Origin of the sequence: Streptomyces rhizoryzae, assembly GCF_023155275.1 — a bacterium.
Lineage (GTDB): Bacteria > Actinomycetota > Actinomycetes > Streptomycetales > Streptomycetaceae > Streptomyces > Streptomyces rhizoryzae.
On record NZ_JALMUV010000011.1, the window covers coordinates 104463 to 123837 of the forward strand.

At 72.6% G+C, this 19375-nt stretch carries 17 protein-coding genes; 9 read left to right on the forward strand and 8 right to left on the reverse strand.

Annotation, left to right across the window (positions count from 1 at the left end; translation table 11 throughout):
* From MUU72_RS12110 to MUU72_RS12120, 3 genes are all read left to right on the forward strand, one after another.
* Positions 1-1962, forward strand: coding sequence for an AfsR/SARP family transcriptional regulator (locus MUU72_RS12110; RefSeq protein WP_248013189.1), 1962 nt, complete (start codon positions 1-3; stop codon positions 1960-1962).
* Between the two features lie 149 nt (positions 1963-2111).
* Complete coding sequence (locus tag MUU72_RS12115; protein ID WP_282503974.1) at positions 2112-2912, forward strand: DUF4232 domain-containing protein; 801 nt, start codon at positions 2112-2114, stop codon at positions 2910-2912.
* Between the two features lie 429 nt (positions 2913-3341).
* On the forward strand, positions 3342-3989 hold the full coding sequence (locus MUU72_RS12120) for a DUF4232 domain-containing protein (RefSeq protein WP_248013190.1): 648 nt from the start codon (positions 3342-3344) through the stop codon (positions 3987-3989).
* Between the two features lie 51 nt (positions 3990-4040).
* On the opposite strand, the gene MUU72_RS12125 is transcribed toward MUU72_RS12120, so the two are convergent.
* On the reverse strand, positions 4041-5849 hold the full coding sequence (locus MUU72_RS12125; RefSeq protein WP_248013191.1) for an NHL domain-containing thioredoxin family protein: 1809 nt from the start codon (positions 5847-5849) through the stop codon (positions 4041-4043).
* 64 nt (positions 5850-5913) lie between these two features.
* On the opposite strand from MUU72_RS12125, the gene MUU72_RS12130 reads away from it, so the two are divergent.
* Both MUU72_RS12130 and MUU72_RS12135 read left to right on the forward strand, forming a co-directional pair.
* Entirely contained in the window at positions 5914-6444 is a 531-nt protein-coding gene (locus MUU72_RS12130) for an LURP-one-related/scramblase family protein (RefSeq protein WP_248013192.1), read from the forward strand.
* A gap of 239 nt (positions 6445-6683) precedes the next feature.
* The gene (locus MUU72_RS12135) at positions 6684-7508 is read left to right on the forward strand and encodes a maleylpyruvate isomerase family mycothiol-dependent enzyme (protein WP_248013193.1); all 825 of its coding nucleotides are present in this window, start codon (positions 6684-6686) and stop codon (positions 7506-7508) included.
* A 166-nt stretch (positions 7509-7674) separates the two neighbouring features.
* On the opposite strand, the gene MUU72_RS12140 is transcribed toward MUU72_RS12135, so the two are convergent.
* The 3 genes from MUU72_RS12140 to MUU72_RS12150 form a co-directional block, all read right to left on the reverse strand.
* On the reverse strand, positions 7675-8928 hold the full coding sequence (locus tag MUU72_RS12140; RefSeq protein ID WP_248013237.1) for an MFS transporter: 1254 nt from the start codon (positions 8926-8928) through the stop codon (positions 7675-7677).
* Between the two features lie 92 nt (positions 8929-9020).
* Positions 9021-9713 (reverse strand): GntR family transcriptional regulator, encoded by a 693-nt coding sequence (locus tag MUU72_RS12145; protein ID WP_248013194.1) that lies wholly within the window; start codon positions 9711-9713, stop codon positions 9021-9023.
* A gap of 136 nt (positions 9714-9849) precedes the next feature.
* Positions 9850-10707: a GNAT family N-acetyltransferase gene (locus MUU72_RS12150; RefSeq protein WP_282503975.1), complete on the reverse strand. Its 858-nt coding sequence runs from the start codon at positions 10705-10707 to the stop codon at positions 9850-9852.
* 204 nt (positions 10708-10911) lie between these two features.
* On the opposite strand from MUU72_RS12150, the gene MUU72_RS12155 reads away from it, so the two are divergent.
* A complete protein-coding gene (locus tag MUU72_RS12155) occupies positions 10912-11088 on the forward strand; it encodes a hypothetical protein (RefSeq protein WP_248013195.1) in 177 nt (58 codons plus the stop codon).
* Positions 11089-11190: 102 nt separating this feature from the next.
* On the opposite strand, the gene MUU72_RS12160 is transcribed toward MUU72_RS12155, so the two are convergent.
* From MUU72_RS12160 to pdhA, 3 genes are read right to left on the reverse strand one after another with little or no spacing between them, the layout of a single operon-like run.
* Positions 11191-12675, reverse strand: coding sequence for a dihydrolipoamide acetyltransferase family protein (locus MUU72_RS12160; RefSeq protein WP_248013196.1), 1485 nt, complete (start codon positions 12673-12675; stop codon positions 11191-11193).
* Between the two features lie 21 nt (positions 12676-12696).
* Entirely contained in the window at positions 12697-13680 is a 984-nt protein-coding gene (locus tag MUU72_RS12165; protein ID WP_248013197.1) for an alpha-ketoacid dehydrogenase subunit beta, read from the reverse strand.
* Positions 13681-13682: 2 nt separating this feature from the next.
* Entirely contained in the window at positions 13683-14900 is a 1218-nt protein-coding gene (pdhA, locus tag MUU72_RS12170; RefSeq protein ID WP_248013198.1) for a pyruvate dehydrogenase (acetyl-transferring) E1 component subunit alpha, read from the reverse strand.
* A 324-nt stretch (positions 14901-15224) separates the two neighbouring features.
* Here pdhA and MUU72_RS12175 point away from each other — a divergent pair, with 324 nt between their 5' ends.
* The 3 genes from MUU72_RS12175 to MUU72_RS12185 all read left to right on the forward strand — a co-directional run bounded on the left by MUU72_RS12175 (position 15225) and on the right by MUU72_RS12185 (position 17525).
* Positions 15225-15884, forward strand: a complete 660-nt coding sequence (locus MUU72_RS12175) for a response regulator (RefSeq protein WP_308403809.1) — start codon at positions 15225-15227, stop codon at positions 15882-15884.
* Positions 15885-16012: 128 nt separating this feature from the next.
* Positions 16013-16429, forward strand: coding sequence for a pyridoxamine 5'-phosphate oxidase family protein (locus MUU72_RS12180; protein ID WP_248013200.1), 417 nt, complete (start codon positions 16013-16015; stop codon positions 16427-16429).
* Between the two features lie 52 nt (positions 16430-16481).
* On the forward strand, positions 16482-17525 hold the full coding sequence (locus MUU72_RS12185; protein ID WP_248013201.1) for a phosphotransferase: 1044 nt from the start codon (positions 16482-16484) through the stop codon (positions 17523-17525).
* 42 nt (positions 17526-17567) lie between these two features.
* Here MUU72_RS12185 and MUU72_RS12190 read toward each other — a convergent pair whose 3' ends face one another.
* Positions 17568-19235 (reverse strand): protein kinase domain-containing protein, encoded by a 1668-nt coding sequence (locus MUU72_RS12190; RefSeq protein WP_248013202.1) that lies wholly within the window; start codon positions 19233-19235, stop codon positions 17568-17570.
* Between the last annotated feature and the right edge of the window lie 140 nt (positions 19236-19375).

Here is a 19375-nt window from a genome sequence, read left to right on the forward strand (position 1 = left end):
TTGGACTTCTCACTGCTCGGCCCGATCTCCGTGACGAACGGCTCCGAAGAGCTGTCGCTCGGGCCCGCCAAACGGCGCAGTGTGCTGGCACTGCTGCTTCTGCAGCCCAACACCACCGTCCCACTGGAGCAGTTGATCGACTCCCTGTGGGAGGACGAGCCACCCGAGCACGCCCGCACCGTCGTCCAGGGGCATGTCTCGCGGCTGCGCGCCACGCTGGCCGCGGGCGGTGCCGAGGCGTACGGCATCGAGCTGGCCACCCACGGGTCGGCGTACCTGCTGCGGCTGCCGGAAGAGTTGATCGACGCCCACCGCTTCGGTGAACTGGTGGCGCTCGCGCGGCCGGAGGCCGCCCCGGCCGACGCCGTCCCGCTGCTGCGGGAGGCGCTGGGGCTGTGGCGCGGGCCCGCGCTGACCGGCACGGTCACCAGTCCGCCGTTCGCGGCCGCCGCGCACGCCCTGGAGGAGCGCCGGCTGACCGCCGTCGAGGCGCTGGCCCGGGCCTACGGCGCGCTCGGCGAGCACGAACAGGGCGCGGCCATGCTCTACTCGGCGGCCGTCAACCATCCGCTGCGGGAGGGGCTGATCGCCGCGCTGATGCGGGCGCTGTTCCGGACGGGGCGGCAGTCCGACGCGCTGGAGTGGTACCACCGCACCCGGCGGCTGCTCAGCGAGGAGCTGGGCGTCGACCCCGGCGAGCGGCTGCGCGCGGCGTACGAGGAGATCCTGCGCGCGGAGGCCGGCGACGGCGGTCCGAAGGCCGCGGCACCCGGCCGCGGGGGCGGCAGCGGTCCGGCCGACGGCCGCACGTTTCACGTGAAACATGGTTCCGACGGGGCCCCGGCCGCTGCCGGACAGGCGGGTGCGTCCGGTGCGCAGTCCGGCCGGCCCCGGGCCGGCGCGGCGCCGCGGCTGCTGCCCCGGCCCCCGGCCCGCTTCCTGGGACGCGAAGGCCAACTGGCGGCGCTGACCGAGGCGTTGCTGGACCGTACGACCGGAGAGAGCCCGCTGGCGGTGGTGGCGGGTCCGGCCGGGGTCGGCAAGACCGCGTGCGCCGTGCAGTGGGGCCACCTCCAGGCCGGGGCGTTCCCGGACGGGCAGCTCTTCGCCGATCTGCGCGGCTTCGGCGAGGGCGACGAGGCGGCGCCGGCCGAGATCCTGCGCGACTTCCTCCAGGCGCTCGGCACCCCGCCGGAGCGGGTACCGGGCTCCGCGCAGGCCGCCTCGGCACTGTTCCGCTCACTGGTCGCCGAACGGCGGCTGCTGGTCGTCCTGGACAACGCGCGGAGCTCGGCACAGGTGCGCCCGCTGCTGCCCGGCGGTCCGCACTGTGCCACGGTCGTCACCAGCCGCAGCCGGCTCGACGGGCTGGTCGCCACCGACTGCGCCCGTCCGGTGGGGCTTCAGGCGCTGGGCCATGAGGAGGGCACGGCCCTGCTCGGCGCGATGCTCGGACCCGACCGGGTCGCGGAGGATCCGGCCGCGGCCCGCGAACTGGTGGACCTGTGCGACGGGTTGCCGCTGGCGCTGCGGGCCGCGGCCGCCCAGCTGACCGCCCGGCCGCGCTGGCGGCTGGCCCGGCTGGCCTCCGCGCTGCGCGACGAGCGGCGGCGGCTGGCCCTGCTGTCGGCGGAGGACACCGGGGTCGCGGCGGCGCTGCGAGTGTCCGTCGCCCGGCTGTCCGCGGATGACGCGCGGCTGCTCCGGGCGCTGGCGAACAGTCCCGACGGGCACCTCAACGCGTCGGCCGCGGCGGCGCTCGCCGGGTACGACCAGGAGCGCACCCAGGACGGGCTCGAACGGCTCGCGGAGATGCACCTGGTGGACGAGGAAGCCACCGACGTCTACACGATCAGCGCCCTGACCCAGCTGTTCGCCCGGGACGAGGGCGGTGCGGGGCCGCGGCGGGAGAGCGGAGGCGCGGCGGAGTCCGGCGAGCCGGGCGGGCGTCCGGGCGGCTGAGCGGCGAGGTGGCGGGGCGGACGTTAGGGAGGCGTTAGCCGGACGGCAGCGGCGGTCGGCAGTCTTGTGGGCAGACCGCAGGAGAGACCGGGCCGACCGAGCCGGGCCGGACCAGGGCGCGCCCCGCGCCCGCCGAGGGGGGACTTGCCATGCCACGCACCGACGCCGCCACCGCCCGCACCTCGCCCCGCGCCGTTCGCCGCCGTACGCTGCGGATCGCCGCGGCCGGCCTGACCGCGGTCGCCGCGCTCACCCTCACCGCCTGCGGCGGCCAGAGCAACCCGCTGGAAACCAGCGACGCCAAGCCCTTCAACCCGGCTCCCCAGGATGCCAAGGACCCGGCGGCCAACGCCCTGCGCGACGGCAAGGGCGGCAGCACCGCGGGCCACGGCGGCAGCGGCGCGGCGGGAAAGAGCGGCAAGGACGGCAAGGACGCCACCCCCGCGGTGGAGAGCGCGGGGAAGCCGGACGGTTCCGGTGGCGTGGCGCCGCCCGCCGCCGGCCACGGCAAGGGGTCCGGCGTCCGGCAGGCGGCCTGCGACGTCACCAAGCTCCGGATCACGGCGAGGCCGATGACCCGGCCGATCAACCACCTGATGCTGGTGGCCACCAACACCTCCGGCGTCCGCTGCGACCTGTACGCCGCGCCCGCCCTGCGGTTCGACGACGCCCAGGCGCCGGTGGCCGAGTGGCCGGAGAGCAAGCCGCAGGCCGTGGTCAGCCTGGAGCCGGGCAAGTCCGGCTACGCCGGGGTGGCGCTGTCCGGCGCGGACGGTGCCCGGAACGGCACCACGGTGACCTCACTGACCGTCTACCTCGCCCGCCGCGACGGACAGGGCAGCATCGACGGCGCGGCGCAGGTGGCACTGCCCGGCGGCTCCGCATACCTGGACGACAGCGCGCGGGTGACGTACTGGCAGACGGATCAGAACGTGGCGGCGACCTGGTGATCCCGGCCGCCGCGTAACCCCGGCGGTCCGACAGGAGACCGCCCCACGAGCAGGGCGCCCGCGACTCCCCCAGCGGGCGCCCTTTCCGTCTGCCCGGGCGGACGGCGCCGCCACCGGGTCGGCGTCTGCCCGGCGGATCAGACCGCCGATGCCGCGAAATCCCCGGGCAGCAGCGGTGTTTCACGTGAAACGGTCCGGCTGTTTCACGTGAAACATCACCGGACGATCCCGCACGGCGGGTGGGCCGCAGCCGCTGCCCCGTGCCGGACCTGACCCGGCCGGGGTTTAGCCGCGCGTGCCGCGGAAAGGCGACCGGGGCCGTGCGGGCCCGCGAACCCGCCCCGGCGACCGGCACGGCAGTCGATAGGGTGGCCGCGCCATGACAGAACCGCCTCACTGATCGCAGTGCCTCGACTGGGGGAGCCTTCCATGACCGCACGCCGCACCCGCCGCCGGTCCGCCGCGTTTGCCGCGCTGGCCCTCGGACTGGCCGGTTCCCTCGCCCTGACCGGCTGCAACAGCTCCTCCTCCAAGTCGAGGAAGAGCTCGTCCTCCTCGTCCTCCAAGAGCAAGAAGCGCACGGTCATCGGCGGTGGCGCCGCGGCGGCGGGGGCCGGTGCGGGAGCGGCGGCCGGCAGCCGGACGCGGGTGTGCCCCTTCAGCACGACCTGGCTCAGCTTCTCGCAGACGTCGGGGGCGAAGGGCTATGTGACCGTGCGATACCGGAACGCCTCCAGCACCAGCTGCACCCTGTACGACGGGCCGCTGCTGTACTTCAACAAGGCGAAGTCCCCGCTGCCGCTCATGAAGGAGGAGGGCGGCCACGTCCTCACCCTCAAGCCCAAGAGCGCGGCCTACGCGATCATCCCGACCACCACCCCGGCCGCCAGGGGCACCGAGCAGAAGCAGGTCGGCGTCCAGTTCGTGGGCCGCCACGCAGGCGCCCGGACCCCCGATCAGCCGGCGGTGTACGACCTCGCGAAGAAGTACAGCACCGTCTCCGTCGGCCAGAGCCGGGTCACCTACTGGTACGACCTCCCGGCCACGGCCAGGATGCAGGCCGGCGTCGGCAACTGAGCCCGGCCGGGCCCCCGCCTGCGCGCGGGGGCCGGCCCGGCCGGACGGCCGTCACTGCGTGTCCAGCCCCGCCAGGACCAGCCCCAGCCGGGCCGTGCCGTCCGCGGTGATCCGGACCGGCACGCCCCAGTCCTGCTGGTGGACATGGCAGGCCGGGTACTCGACGGCCGGGTCGTCGTCGCACGACGCGGCCATCGCCGAGACGTGCAGCACGCCCTCGGCCACCCCGTCCGCGAGGACCAGGTCCCGCGCCAGGTCGGTGCCGGCGCCCGCGCCCTCGGCGAGGAGTTCCGGCGGGGTGGCGCTGACCAGCAGCCGGGTCGAGGGACCGTACCGGGTGTCGAGCTTCTGGCCCGCCGGGGCCTGGAAGACCACGTCCAGCCGGAGGGTTCCGGGGGCGATGTCGGTGGCGGCACGCCGGGTGCGGTGGGCCACCGACTCGACGCGGACCGCCTCCTCGGGGAGCCGCAGCCGGGTCAGGCGGTGGCGCGCGGACTCCACCACCACGATGTCGCCGTCGGCGAGGACCGCCGCGGAGGGCTCGCGCAGGTCGGTGGCGAGCGTGGTCATCTCGCCGCCGGCCGGGTCGAAGCGTCGGAGGGCGTGGTTGTAGGTGTCGGCGATGGCGACCGAGCCGTCGGGCAGCGCGGTCACGCCCAGCGGGTGCTGGAGGAGGGCCTGCTCCGCGGCGCCATCGCGGTGGCCGAAGTCGAAGAGACCGGTGCCGACGGCCGTGCGGACCACATACCCGCCGCCGTCCTCGGCGCGCTCGATCCAGCGGACCGCGCTGGTCTCGGAGTCGGCGATCCAGAGCCGGTCACCGGCGGCCGCGAGCCCGGACGGCTGGGCGAACCACGCCTCCGCCGCGGGGCCGTCGACCAGGCCCTCGTTGGCGGTGCCGGCCGCCACCGCCACCGTGCCGTCGGCGGGGTCGTAGGTCCAGATCTGATGGACCCCGGCCATGGCGATCCACAGCCGGTCCTCCCACCAGGCGAGGTCCCAGGGGGAGGAGAGATCCACCTCGCGCGCCGGGCCGGAGGACGGGGAGCCCTGCCACCACTGCTTGCCGGTGCCGGCGACGGTCTCCAGGGCGCCGGTCGCCGGGTCGAAGACCCGCAGGGCGTGGTTGACGGTGTCTGCGACGGCGACCCGGCCGTCCGGCAGCAGCGCCAGGCCCTGCGGCTCGTTGAACGTGTCGGGGCCCAGTCCCCGCTCGCCGGTGCCGATCCGGCGGAGCACCCGCTCGCCGTCGTCCGCCAGCTCCACCAGCTGGTGCCGGGTGGTGTCGGAGACCAGGAAGGTGCCGCCGGGCAGCCGCACCGCCTTGCCGGGGAAGCGGAGGTCGGTGGCGACCGGCTCCGGCGGAACGTACGGGCCGTCGCCGCGGCGCAGGGTGCCCTTCGCGGTGTGCTCGGCGATCAGCTCCTCGACGAGGGTGCCGAGGGCGTGCGCATGGCCCTCGCCGGCGTGCTGGGCGACGACGTACCCCTCGGGGTCGATCACCACCAGCGTCGGCCAGGCGCGGACCGCGTACTGCTTCCAGGTGGCCAGCTCGGGGTCGTCGAGGACCGGGTGCTCGACGCCGTACCGCTCGACGGCGTCCACCACCGCCTGGTGATCGGCCTCGTGGACGAACTTCGGGGAGTGCACACCGATGATCACCACCGTGTCGCGGTGGCGCTCCTCCAGCTCCCGCAGCTCGTCCAGGACGTGCAGGCAGTTCACACAGCAGAACGTCCAGAAATCGAGGATGACAATGCGTCCTCGCAGGTCGGAGAGGGTGAGGTCAGTTCCGCCGGTGTTGAGCCAGCCGCCCTTGCCGATCAGCTCGGGGGCCCGGACGCGCGCACGTGAAGCCATGTGGACATTCAACGTCACTCCGGTGCGCACGCATTCCGCAGGGGGCACGGGGAACACGTCACCCATGCTGCCATCCCACGGGGAAGCCCCTCCCCGCTCCCGCAAGTACCTCGTGCACGACCGGATCTTCGGCATCGGCGAGGACTACTGGGTCGACGACGATCACGGGCGGCACGCCTTCCTGGTGGACGGGAAGGCACTGCGTCTGCGGGAGACCTTCGAGCTGAAGGACACCGAGCGGCGGGTGCTGATCACCATCCGCAAGAAGATGTTCAGCCTGCGCGATGCGATGACCATCGAGCGGGACGACCAGCCGCTGGCCACGATCCGGCGCAAGCGGCTGTCGCTGCTGCGCCACCACTACCGCGTGGAGCTGGTGGACGGTACCGAACTGGATGTCAGCGGGAAGATCCTGGACCGCGAGTTCGCGGTCGAGTACGACGGTGAGCTGCTCGCCGAGATCTCGCGGCGCTGGCTGACCCTCCGCGACACCTACGGCGTCCATGTCATCCGGGAGGACGCGGACCCGGCGCTGCTGATCGCGGTGGCGGTATCGGTGATCCGCATGGCGGAGCGTGAGCGCGAGGGCGACTGAGCGGACTCCGGACCGGTCCGCCAAGCCCCTTGCGCCACGCGGGAATTGACCGGTTTCACCGGCTCCGCACCAATCGGCGATGGCGAATCGCGCACAGTACCACCGGCAGGGCTTTCGAACGGCCCCGCCGTCGAACATCCGCCTACGATGGTCACCCGAAAGCACTGCCGGGGTGCCCGTGCGCAGCGTAACTTAACTGCACAGACAGCAGCCCGCGTACGAACCGTTCGAGGGGTCCCGTGACCGTCCATCCCAGCCTTCAGTCCTCCATCGACGCCTGGACGCACTCCATAGAAGCGATAACCGAGCTGGTGACGCCGCTCGTCGAGGGCGAGTGGAACAGGGCGACGGACCTCCCAGGTTGGTCCGTGCGCGACATCGTCTCCCACGTCATCGGCCTGGAATGCGAAATGCTGGGCGACCCGCGGCCGATCCACACACTGCCGCGCGACCTCTACCACGTGCGCAGCGAGTCGGCCCGCCGGATGGAGGTCCAGGTCGACGTCCGCCGGCACCACACCGCCCCGGAGATGCTCAGCGAGCTCGAATACACCGTCATCCGGCGCTCCCGCCAGTTGCGGAACGAAACCCGGCAGCCGGACACCGTGATCCACAGCCCGCTCGGTGAGGACCGCACCCTGGAATTCGTCCTCGAACAGCGGGCCTTCGACGTCTGGGCACATGAGCAGGACCTGCGCCGGGCGCTCGGCACGCCCGGGAACCTCGACTCGCCCGGTGCGCTGGTGACCCGCGATCTGCTGGTGCGGGTCCTGCCCGGCGTCGTCGCCAACAGGGCCAAGGCACCGGCCCGTTCGACGGTGGTCTTCGACATCAGCGGCCCGGTGGAGTTCATGCGCACGGTCCGGGTCGACGCGGAGGGGAAGGCCACCATCGACGGCAGCGTGTCGCTGGGGCCGACGGTGACGCTCGCGATGGACTGGGACGCCTTCCACCGGCTGGCATGCGGCCGGATCCGCCCGGCGGCCCTCGCCGAGCAGATCAAGATCGACGGCGACCAGGAGCTGGCACAGGCGATCCTCGACAACCTCGCGGTCACGCCGTAACGGCCCCGGCATTCCCCGTTTCCCCGTGAAACGGGATCTCGGTTTCACGTGAAACATCGGTTCGGTTTCACGTGAAACAACGCCCCGCTGTTTCACGTGAAACCGAACCCGGCCCCGAGCCGCTGGGGCAACCAGCCGCACGCGTCCACCCGGGAGGCCGGCGGCCTCAGGCCGGGACGTGCACCGCCTCGACCCTGCTGACGACCAGCCGCTCCCGTTCGCGCCGCGCCGCGCGCCGGCGCAGCCGCAGGATCTGCGAGACACCGAGCGCCTCCAGCACGAAGACCGAGGCGAAGGCGATCCGGTAGTTGTCGCCGGTGGCGTCGAGCAGGACACCGACGGCGAGCAGCGTGGTCATCGAAGCGGTGAAGCCGCCCATGTTGACGATGCCGGAGGCGGTGCCCTGGCGCTCCGGCGGGTTGGCCGGCCGGGCGAAGTCGAAGCCGATCATCGAGGCCGGGCCGCAGGCGCCCAGCACCAGGCAGAGCACGATCAGCAGGCCCATCGGCGCGTGCACCGCCGGCCAGCACAGGGTGAGCGCCCAGACCAGGGCGGTCGCCACGACGGTGCCCAGCGCCAGCGGCATGCGGGCCGTGTGGTGGCGGGCGATGACCTGGCCGTAGACCAGGCCGACGGCCATGTTGGAGAGCACCACGAGGGTCAGCAGTTCACCGGCCGTACCGCGGGAGAGGCCCTGCGCCTCCACGAGGAACGGCAGCCCCCACAGCAGCAGGAAGACCATCGCCGGGAACTGCGTGGTGAAGTGCACCCACATGCCCAGCCGGGTGCCGGGCTCGCGCCAGGCGTCGGCGATCTGCCGCCGGACGAAACCCGCGCCGCTGTGCTCGCGCGGGGCGGGCGGCGGGGCGAAGCCCTTGGGGTGGTCCTTGAGGAAGAGCACCAGCAGGACCAGGACGGCGATACCGCCCAGTGCGCTGCCGGCGAAGGTCGTCGTCCAGCCGAAGGTGTGCAGCAGCCGGGCCAGCACCAGCGTGGAGATCAGGTTGCCGGCCATGCCGACCAGGGCGGCGATCTGCGCGATCATCGGTCCGCGCCGGGCGGGGAACCAGCGGGAGCCCAGCCGCAGCACGCTGATGAAGGTCATGGCGTCGCCGCAGCCGAGCAGCGCGCGTGAGCCGAGCGCCATGGTGTACGACGCGGAGAACGCGAAGCCGAACTGGCCGGCGGTGTAGAGGATCACGCCGAGGGTCAGGACCTTCTTCGCGCCCAGCCGGTCGACCAGCAGGCCGACGGGTATCTGCATGCCGGCGTAGACCAGCAGCTGAAGGATCGAGAAGGTGGACAGCGCCGAGGCGTTGATGTGGAAGCGGTGCGCGGCGTCCAGGCCGGCCACCCCGAGGCTGGTGCGGTAGGTGATCGCCACGAAGTAGACGGCGACGCCGATGCCCCAGACCGCCATGGCCTTGCGGCCGCCGGGCGGGTCCGAGGGCAGCAGCCGGGCGCCGCCCCCGCCTATGCCGCCGCTTCCGGCGGCGCGGTCGGCACCGCCGCTCATCGCTCCTCCCCCTGTGCCAGGTGGCGGACCCAGCTGACGTGGCGGTGCACGGCGTCGGTGGCCGCCTCGGCGTTCCCGGCCCGCAGCGCTTCCAGGATCTCGGTGTGCTCGGCGATGTTCTTGGCGATCCGGTCCGGGTGGGCGTGCATGACCGCCACCCCCATCCGCAGCTGGCGGTCGCGCAGCTGCTCGTAGAGCCGGTCCAGGATCTGGTTGCCGGCGCTGCGCACGATGGCGGCGTGGAACGCGCGGTCGGTGACCGACACGGCGGCCAGGTCGCCCGCCGCGGCCTGCTCCCGCATGGTCTCCACCAGCCGGCTCAGCTCGCCGATCAGTGCCTCCGGCGCGGGTACGGCCTTGGCCGCCGCGTGCTTCTCCACCAGCAGCCGGGTCTCGACGACATCCGCGATCTCCTGCGCGGAGACCGGCAGCACCAGGGCGCCCTTCTTCGGGTAGAGCTTGATCAGCCCTTCGACCTCCAGCCGGAGCAGCGCCTCCCGGACGGGGGTGCGGGAGACGCCCACGGCGTCGGCGAGCTCGCCCTCGGTGAGCAGCATGCCGCCCTCGTAGCGGCGCTCCAGGACGGCGTCCTTGATGTGGGTGTAGACCCGCTCGGCGGCGGGCGGCTGTTTGGCGGGAACGGGACCCGTCTCCCTCGTGGGGGCGGTGGGCAGGGACGCTGATGGCATGCGCACAGGATAGATACAACAGGTATGCGACCGATACCGCATTCCGCGATGCGGACGATCACGAGGATGTTTGTCCTGGTAGAGGTGATAATGGGGCCGACCGGCGCCCTTGGCGGAGCGGGCGGGCGGCCCCCGGTCAGCCGCGCATCCGGCCCTCGGCGACCAGGCGGTCGACCACCTGACGGTGGGCCGGCGCGCACCGCACACGGGACTCCGCGCGGTCGAACCAGGCGTACTCGGCGATCTCCCGGCCGGGAGCGGGATCGATCTCCTGGGGCCCGCCGGTGAAGCAGGTCATGTGCAGCCGCCGGCCGTTCTTTCCGTGCGCGACGTCATGGACGACGAACGCCTCGGTCAGCTCCCCCGCGGGGATCCGCAGCCCCAGTTCCTCGGAAAGCTCCCGGGAGAGCGCTTCCCGCGCGGTCTCCCCCGGTTCGTACTTGCCGCCCGGGAGGTAGAAGGTGTCGTTGCCCCGGGTCCGTACGCTCAGCAACCGCCCGTCGCGGACGTGCAGCCAGGACACCGACCGCAGCGGCGCCTGGCGTTCCACGGCGATCAGCGGCCGGCCGGTCAGGTCGTCGATCCGCCGCCCGGACGCGGCGAAGCCGAGGTGCGCGTAGAAGCGGCGGGCGCGGGCGTTCTCCTCGAAGACCTCCAGCCGCAGCGGGCCGTACCGCGCGGCCGCGTGCTCCACCAGTTCCCGGCCGACGCCCGCGCCCTGCGCCTCCGGCGCCACGAACAGCCCGCCGATCTCGACACCGCCGTCCGGGGCCTGGCCGCCCAGCAGACCGAGCAGCCCGACGACGACCCCCGCGCGCTCGGCGACCCAGTTCTCCGCCTGGACGAGATACACCTCGCGCAGGACCCGGGCCCGCTCCCCCTCGCCCTCCCCCTCGACGAAGGGGTGGGCCTGCTTCGACGCCCTGGACCACAGGTCGCACACCGCGTCCTGATCGGCTTCCCGGTAGGGCCGGATGATCGTTTCACTGCTCATTTCGCCGACCGTAAACAGCCCGGACGGCGGCGGCAAACCCTTTCCCGGGTGGTGCGCCTCTGACGAAAGGGGGACCCAGGACGGAGGGGTGGTCCGACTCAAGGGGGACCCGAGTCCGTACCTGACGCGTAGGGAACGCGCGGAATTCCGTGGGTGAATGGAGTCAGGGAGCCGTGAGGACCAGCAGGACAAGGGGAGTTGACCATGCAGACCAGGTCGCACACCGGCCGCCGCACCCGCAACGCCGTCGTACTGGCCCTGATCGTCGCGACCGTCTGGACAGGGGCCACGGTGATCCGCGCCGCGGGGCAGCCCGATCCGTCCACGCCGACCGGGCCGGTGGCGCACTTGAGCCGCGTGGTCGAGCTCATCCGGGGCTGAGAACGACGAGGGGCGGTGTTTCACGTGAAACTCGCCGACCGTTTCACGTGAAACACCGCCCCTGCTGCCGCCGCGGCCGGCCGGATCGGCCGGCCGGGCGGCTCAGCCCCAGGTGATCAGCCGCTTGGGCCGCTCCAGGACCGCCGCGATGTCCGCGAGCAGCTTGGACCCCAGCTCACCGTCGATCAGGCGGTGGTCGAAGGAGAGCGCGAGGGTGGTGACCTGGCGCGGCTTGACCTTGCCCTTGTGGACCCACGGCTGGAGCTTGACGGCACCGAAGGCGAGGATCGCCGACTCCCCCGGGTTGAGGATCGGCGTACCGGTGTCGACGCCGAAGACGCCGACGTTGGTGATGGTGACCGTGCCGCCGGACATCGCCGCCGGTGAGGTCTTGCCCTCGCGAGCGGTGGCCACCAGCTCGCCCAGCTCCGCGGCGAGCTGCGGCAGCGGCTTGTTCCCCGCGTCCTTGATGTTCGGGACGATCAGGCCGCGCGGGGTGGCCGCGGCGATGCCGAGGTTGATGTAGTCCTTGTAGACGATCTCCTGGGCGGCCTCGTCCCAGGCGGCGTTGGCCTCCGGGTGGCGCTTGAGGGCGACCAGGAACGCCTTGGCGACCAGCAGCAGCGGGTTGACCCGCAACCCGGCCAGATCCGGGTCCTGCTTCAGCTCCTGGACGAGCTTCATCGTGCGGGTCACGTCGACGGTGATGAACTCCGTGACGTGCGGCGCGGTGAAGGCGCTGGCGACCATCGCCTGAGCGGTGGCCTTGCGCACGCCCCTGACCGGCACCCGCCGCTCACGCGCGGCATCGAAGCCGGCCGGGGCGGCGGCCTCCGCCGGGGCGGGCACCCCGGCGGCCGCGGCGGCCGGCGCGGCCTCGGCCGGTGCGGCGGCCGCGTACACGTCGTCGCGGGTGATGGTGCCGTCCGGCCCGGTCGGGGCGACCGTCGCCAGGTCGATGCCCAGGTCCTTGGCGAGCTTGCGGACCGGCGGCTTGGCCAGCGGCCGCCCGGCGGGCGGAGCGGCCGGTGCGGGCACGGAGGCGGCGGGTGCGGGCACCGGGACGACCGGCGCGGCCGGGGCCGCCGGGACGGCCACCGGAGCGGCCGCCGGGGGCGCGGCCCGCCCGTTCAGCTCGGCCTGGAGGCCCGCGGCCACCGCCGGCTGCGGCTTGCGCGCCCGGCGCTTGGTCGAGGACGGTGCGGCGCCGTAGCCGACCAGCACGGCCTGCCGGCCCTGCGGTTCGGCGTCCTCCTCCGCGGACTCGGCGGGCGCCGCCGCGGCGGGCGCCTCCTGGACGGGGCCGGCGCCCGGGTCGGTGTCGACCGCGATGATGACCGTGCCGACATCGACGGTGGTGCCCTCGTCGAAGTGCAGCGCGTGCACCACTCCGTCGTAGGGGATGGGGAGTTCGACGGCGGCCTTGGCGGTCTCGACCTCGCAGACGACCTGGCCGTCGGTGACGGTGTCACCGGGCCGGACGTACCACTTGAGGATCTCGGCCTCGGTGAGGCCCTCGCCCACGTCGGGCATCTTGAACTCGCGGATGCGCTGCGTGTTCGCCGCGCCGGCGGTCCCTGCAGTCATGGTCACGACTCTCCTCAGCCCTCAGTACGCCAGCGCGCGGTCAACGGCGTCGAGCACCCGGTCCAGCCCCGGAAGGTACTCGTCCTCCACCCTGGACGGCGGGTAGGGGGCGTGGAAACCTCCGACCCGCAGCACCGGTGCCTCCAGGTGGTAGAAGCAGCGCTCGGTGATCCGGGCGGCGATCTCCGCACCCGAGCCGAAGAAGACCGGTGCCTCGTGGACCACCACCAGCCGGCCGGTCTTCTCGACCGAGGACTGCACGGTGTCGAAGTCGATCGGGGAGATCGAGCGGAGGTCGACGACCTCGACCGACTTGCCCTCCTCGGCCGCGACCTTGGCGACGTCCTCGCAGACCTTCACCATCGGGCCGTAGGCGGCCAGCGTGAGGTCCGTACCGGTGCGGGTGATCCGGGCCTTGTGCAGCGGGTCCGGGATCGACTCGGTGTCCAGGCGCGACTTGTCGTGGTAGCGGCGCTTGGGCTCGAAGTAGATGACCGGGTCGTCCCCGGCGATGGCCTGCTGGAGCATCCAGTAGGCGTCCGAGGAGTTCGACGGAGAGACGACCTTGAGGCCCGCGACGTGCGCGAACAGCGCCTCGGGAGACTCGGAGTGGTGCTCGACCGCGCCGATGCCGCCCGCGTAGGGGATACGGATGACGACCGGCACCTTGACCTTGCCGAGCGCCCGCGCGTGCATCTTCGCCAGCTGGGTGACGATCTGGTCGTAGGCGGGGAAGACGAAACCGTCGAACTGGATCTCGGCGACCGGGCGGTAGCCGCGCAGTGCCAGGCCGATCGCGGTGCCGATGATCCCGGACTCGGCCAGCGGGGTGTCGATCACCCGGTCCTCGCCGAAGTCCTTCTGGAGCCCGTCGGTGACGCGGAAGACGCCGCCGAGCTTGCCGACGTCCTCGCCCATGACGACGACCTTGGGGTCGGCCTCCATGGAGGCGCGCAGCGATGCGTTGATCGCCTTGGCGATGGTGATCTTCTCGTGGACGGCCATGGTCAGTTCCCCTCCGCGGCGGCATCGGCGTCGGCGAACGACGCCTGGTACGCGGCGAACTGCGCGCGCTCCTCATCGACGAGCGCGTGCCCGTCGGCATAGACATTCTCGAAGATCGACATCGGGTCGGGGTCCGGCATCGCCCGGACGGCCTCGCGGACCCGCTTGCCCAGGGTCTCGCTCTCCTCCTCGACGGCCGCGAAGTACGCCTCGTCGGCCGCGCCCTCGGCCTCCAGATACCGCCGCAGCCGCAGGATCGGGTCCTTGGCCTCCCAGGCCAGGGTCTCCTCGTCGGGGCGGTACCGCGTCGGGTCGTCGGAGGTGGTGTGGGCGCCCATGCGGTAGGTGAACGCCTCGATGAGCATGGGGCCCTCACCGGAGCGGGCCCGGTCCAGTGCCGCCTTGGTCACCGCCAGGCAGGCCAGCACGTCGTTGCCGTCGACCCGTACGCCGGGGAAGCCGTAGCCCCGGGCGCGCTGGTAGAGGGGGACGCGGGTCTGCTTCTCGGTGGGCTCGGAAATCGCCCACTGGTTGTTCTGGCAGAAGAAGACCACCGGGGCGTTGTAGACCGCGGAGAAGGTGAAGGATTCGGCGACATCGCCCTGGCTGGAGGCACCGTCACCGAAATACGCGATGACCGCGGAATCCGCGCCGTCCTTCTGCACGCCCATCGCGTAGCCGGTCGCGTGCAGCGTCTGCGACCCGATGACGATGGTGTAGAGGTGGAAGTTGTTGCTGTTGGGGTCCCAGCCGCCGTTGTTGACGCCGCGGAACATCCCCAGCAGGTTCGTCGGGTCGACGCCGCGGCACCACGCCACGCCGTGCTCCCGGTAGGTGGGGAAGACGTAGTCGTCGTCGCGCAGCGCCCGGCCGGAGCCGATCTGCGCGGCTTCCTGGCCCAGCAGCGAGGCCCACAGGCCCAGTTCCCCCTGGCGCTGGAGGGTGGTCGCCTCGGCGTCGAAGCGCCGGGTGAGCACCATGTCGCGGTACAGGCCGCGCAGTTCCTCGGGGGTGAGGTCGATCGCGTAGTCCGGGTGCTCGACCCGCTTCCCTTCCGGGGTCAGCAGTTGTACGAGCTGCTCCTGCTCCGCCTGCTCCGGCCGGGCGCCGTTCCTGGCCCGGGACGGCGACGCCTTTTTCGCCGGCGCCGACTTCTTGGCGGTGGTGCGCTTGCTGCCGCCGCGGGCGGTTTTCCGCTCGGCAGTGCCTTCCACGGTCACGTGCTGCTCCTCCGTCTGTCCGGCCCCCGGGGTCCGCCGGTGGCCGTTGCGGCTCACCCGGTATCCGATACGGCGCACGGGGTGTGTGCGAACGCGGCCGGATCCGGGTGGAACAAAGCGCCCCGGAGTGGCCTGCTCATTGCACGTTACCCATTGTCAAAGCCGAAGTGGAAATGGCGCTGACCTGCGATTTTGCTTGGATTTCCAAGTAAATCGCGAAGGCTGGGAACAACTCCTGGTCACAGCGTTGCAGGCCGCCGGGACAACGGCACGTTATATCGGTGACCTGGAGCACGGGAAGAGTTGATGTGTGAGACTGGGGAGGTGCGCGAAGACGGAAAAATCACGGTTTTCCTGCTCGATGACCACGAAGTGGTACGGCGGGGCGTCCACGAAATGCTCTCGGTCGAGGAGGACATCGAGGTGGTCGGCGAGGCCGGCACCGCGGCCGACGCGCTGGTCAGGATCCCCGCGACCCGTCCGGACGTGGCCGTGCTCGACGTCCGGCTCCCGGACGGCAGCGGTGTGGAGGTCTGCCGTGAGATCCGTTCGCAGAACGAGGACATCCGCTGCCTGATGCTCACCTCGTTCGCCGATGACGAGGCCCTCTTCGATGCGATCATGGCCGGTGCGTCCGGGTATGCCCTCAAGGCCATCCGGGGCAGCGAACTGCTCTCCGCGGTACGGGACGTGGCGGCCGGGAAGTCGCTGCTGGACCCGGTGGCCACGTCCCGCGTCCTGGAACGGCTCCGCGACGGCAACACCGCCAAGGGCGACGACCGGCTGGCGAGCCTCACCGACCAGGAGCGCAGGATCCTCGATCTGATCGGCGAGGGGCTGACCAATCGCGCGATCGGCGAACGGCTCCACCTGGCCGAGAAAACGATCAAGAATTACGTTTCCAGTCTGCTGTCCAAGCTCGGTATGGAGCGCCGTTCGCAAGCCGCCGCCTATGTCGCCCGGCGGCAGGCCGAACGGCGCTGACCAGGCACGGAATAGCCGCACCACCGCGGAATCGGTAATTCCCCTCACCCGTGGGCGGGACCAACGTCCCGCTGCACCCGGGCCCCCGCCCCTACCCGCCGCGCGGCCGGCCGGGCAGGCTGGGCCCCATGCCGACCGACGACTCCCGCGCCCTCGATCTGCTGAGCCGGATTCCCTACGGCCGGGTGTCGGCCAGCCGGCGGGCCCTCCCCTTCACCGCCGTCGCCCGGCACATCGTCGCCGGCGGCCGGGTGGTCCTGCGGCTGCACCGCGGCTACGGCTACCACCGGGCGCTGGACGGCAGCGTGGTCGCCTACGAGGCCGACAACGCCAACAGCGGCGCCCGCGACACGTGGTCCGTGCAGTTCACCGGCACCGCCCGGGCCACCGAGCCGGACCGGGCCGAGCGGGAGCTGTTCGGACGCGCCCCGCACCTGGCCGACGGGGACCCCTTCGACCCGGTCTTCCTGCGGATCGAGCCGGAATTCGTGACGCTGCACCACCTCACGGAGGTACCGGTCGCCGGGTATGCGCACCCTCGGTAAGGCTTTCCGCCACACCCACTCCACTGGGCGTAGTTGATCTAACATCTGGCGCGTGCTGCGCTCATCTGTAGTCCGGTCGGCGGCGACGCCCGACCGCGACACCCTCGGATCCCTGCTGCGCCACTACGGCCGTGCCGGGGCGCCGCTGTCCTGCGAGCCGGTCGCCGAGGGCCTGCTCAACCACGGCTACTTCCTCGCCACCACCCGCGGCCGCTACTTCCTCAAACACCACCTCGACGGGGACCGCGCCGCCCTCACCCGCCAGCACCGCGCCACCCGCCGGCTGGCCGGGCTCGGCCTGCCGGTCGTCCCGCCCGTGACCGGCGACGACGGCCGCACCGTCACCGTGCTGGACGGCCGGTACTACGCCCTGCACCCCTGGGTCGAGGGCCGGCACCTGACCGGCACCGAGCTGACCGAGGGCCAGTCGCGCCGGCTCGGCGCCCTGCTCGGGCTCGTCCACACCACCCTGGCCGAGGTCATGGCCGACGAGCCGGCCCCGCCGCGGCCGCCCGGCACCGATGCGGCCGCCGATCCCGAGCGGACCGTCGAGACGATCGAGGAGCTGCTGGCGCTGGCCCGCGGGGCGCGCCCGCGGACCAGCTTCGACGAGCTGGCCGAGCACCGCCTCCTGGAGCGGCGGGCCCTGCTGGAGCGGCAGGCGCACCGCCGCCCGCCGCCCGGGGCGGAACCGGCCGCGGGGTGGGTGCACGGGGACTTCCACCCGCTGAACGTGCTCTACCGCGGCACCGAACCGGCCGCGGTCGTCGACTGGGACCGGCTGGGCGTCCAGCCCCGCGCCGAGGAGGCGGTGCGCGCCGCCGCGATCTTCTTCGTGCGCCCCTGCGGGACCCTGGACCTGGCCAAGGTCGCCGCGTACGCGAGCGCCTACCGCAGGGGGTGCGGGGCCGGTGCCGAGGAGCTGGCCGCCGCCGTGCACCGGGTGTGGTGGGAGCGGCTGAACGACTTCTGGATGCTCACCTGGCGCTACCGGCTCGGGGACCGTCGCACCGATCCGCAGTTCCCCGCGGCGGCGGCGCTGGCGGTGTGGTGGACCCGCGCCTACCCGGCGGTGCGGAAGGCGTTCACGGGCTGACCGCGCGGGCGGTCACCCCGCCCGCCGCCGCCCCGCTCCCGGTCAGCCGCCGGTCGTGCCGCCCAGCGGCGTCCCGCCGGTGGTGGACCCGCCGTTGTTCGTGCCGCCGGTGTTCGTGCCGCCGGTCGTGGTACCGCCGGTGTTCGAACCGCCGTCCGTCGTGCCGCCGCTGCCGGTACCGCCGGTGTTCGTGCCGCCGTCCGTCGTCCCGCCGGTGCCGGTACCGCCGCTGTTCGTGCCGCCGCTGTTCGAACCGCCCGTGGTGCTGGTCGGCGGCCCGGAGGTCGGCGGCTGCGAGCTGGGCGGCGCGGACGAGGGCTGGGTGCTGGGCTCGTGGCTCGGCCGGTGGGTGTAGGTGTTCCCGCCGCCGGTGCTGCTGCCCGGGTAGGTGTCGGGAGTGCTCGGCTCGTCCGTCGGCGGCTCGCTGGTCTCGTCGGAGGCCGACGGCGACGGGGACTGGGTGGTCACCTGCGGCTGCTTCCTGTGGCCCGGGCCGCTGGTGTTCTGGATCGCGAAGGCGACGCCCACGCCGATGGCGATCAGCGCCAGCAGCGCGATCAGCCACACCTTGCCGCGGCCGCCCTTGGCCTGGCGGTAGCCGCCCTCGTAGCCGCCGTCGTCGTCCCGCATGCCGGGGCCGAGGATCGGCTGCGCCGCGGTCTGGCCGGCGTCCGGGTGGGCCAGCGCGGTGGTCTCGGCGGCGCCGCCGCGCAGCGCCATGGTGTGGCCGCCGTCGGGCATCGCGACCGGCCCGGTGTTCCACGTGCCGGTGTGGCCGCCCTGCTCGTGCAGCATCTGCAGGGAGTACTGGACCAGCCCGCGCATCTCCTCGGCGGTCTGGAACCGGTCGTCGGGGTCCTTGGCCAGCGACCGCATGACCAGGCCGTCCAGCTCCGGCGGCACCGACTCGGCGACCTCGGAGGGCGGCACCGGCATGTCCTGGACGTGCTGGTAGACGACCGAGAGCGGGGTCTCGCCGGTGAACGGCGGCCGCTGGGTGAGGAGTTCGTACAGCAGGCAGCCGGTGGCGTACAGGTCGGAGCGGGTGTCGACGGTCTTGCCGAGCGCCTGCTCCGGGGAGAGGTACTGCGGGGTGCCCATGACCATGCCGGTCTGGGTCATGGTCGACTGCGCGCCGTGCAGGGCACGGGCGATGCCGAAGTCCATCACCTTCACGGCGCCGCTGTTGGTGATGATCACGTTCGCGGGCTTGATGTCACGGTGCACGATGCCGTGCTGGTGGCTGTAGGCGAGCGCCTCCAGCACCCCGGAGACGATGATCAGCGCCTGGTCCGGCGGCGGGGCCTCGGCGTTGAGCAGCAGATCGCGGATGGTGTGGCCCTCGACCAGCTCCATCACGATGTACGGCACGGTGTTGCCGCCGACGAAGTCCTCACCGGAGTCGTACACCGCGACCACCGCGTGGTGGTTCAGCCCGGCCACGGACTGCGCCTCGCGCGTGAAGCGGGCCTTGGACACCGGGTCCTCGGCGAGGTCGGCGCGCAGCAGCTTCACGGCGACGGTGCGGCCCAGGCGCACGTCCTCGGCGGCGAACACCTCCGCCATGCCGCCACGGCCCAGCCGGCGCGTCAGCCGGTAGCGGCCGTCGCCGACCAGTCCGCCGTTGCCCCACATCTCCGGTACGTCGGGGACATTGGAGCCGGTGGCGTCAGGATCGGACGGCCCCTGGGGGCGCTGCGTCGGTGCCATCGGTCCTCGCCGTCGAATCGATCCGCATTGCAGCGGTAAGGTCTCGGTCTTCGCTAGAGCACGCTACAGGTTCCGCGGCACCCACCGGTCCGTCGTGGACCGGCCATCAAACCTTCTGCGGGCCGGGCGCCGCAAGTTCG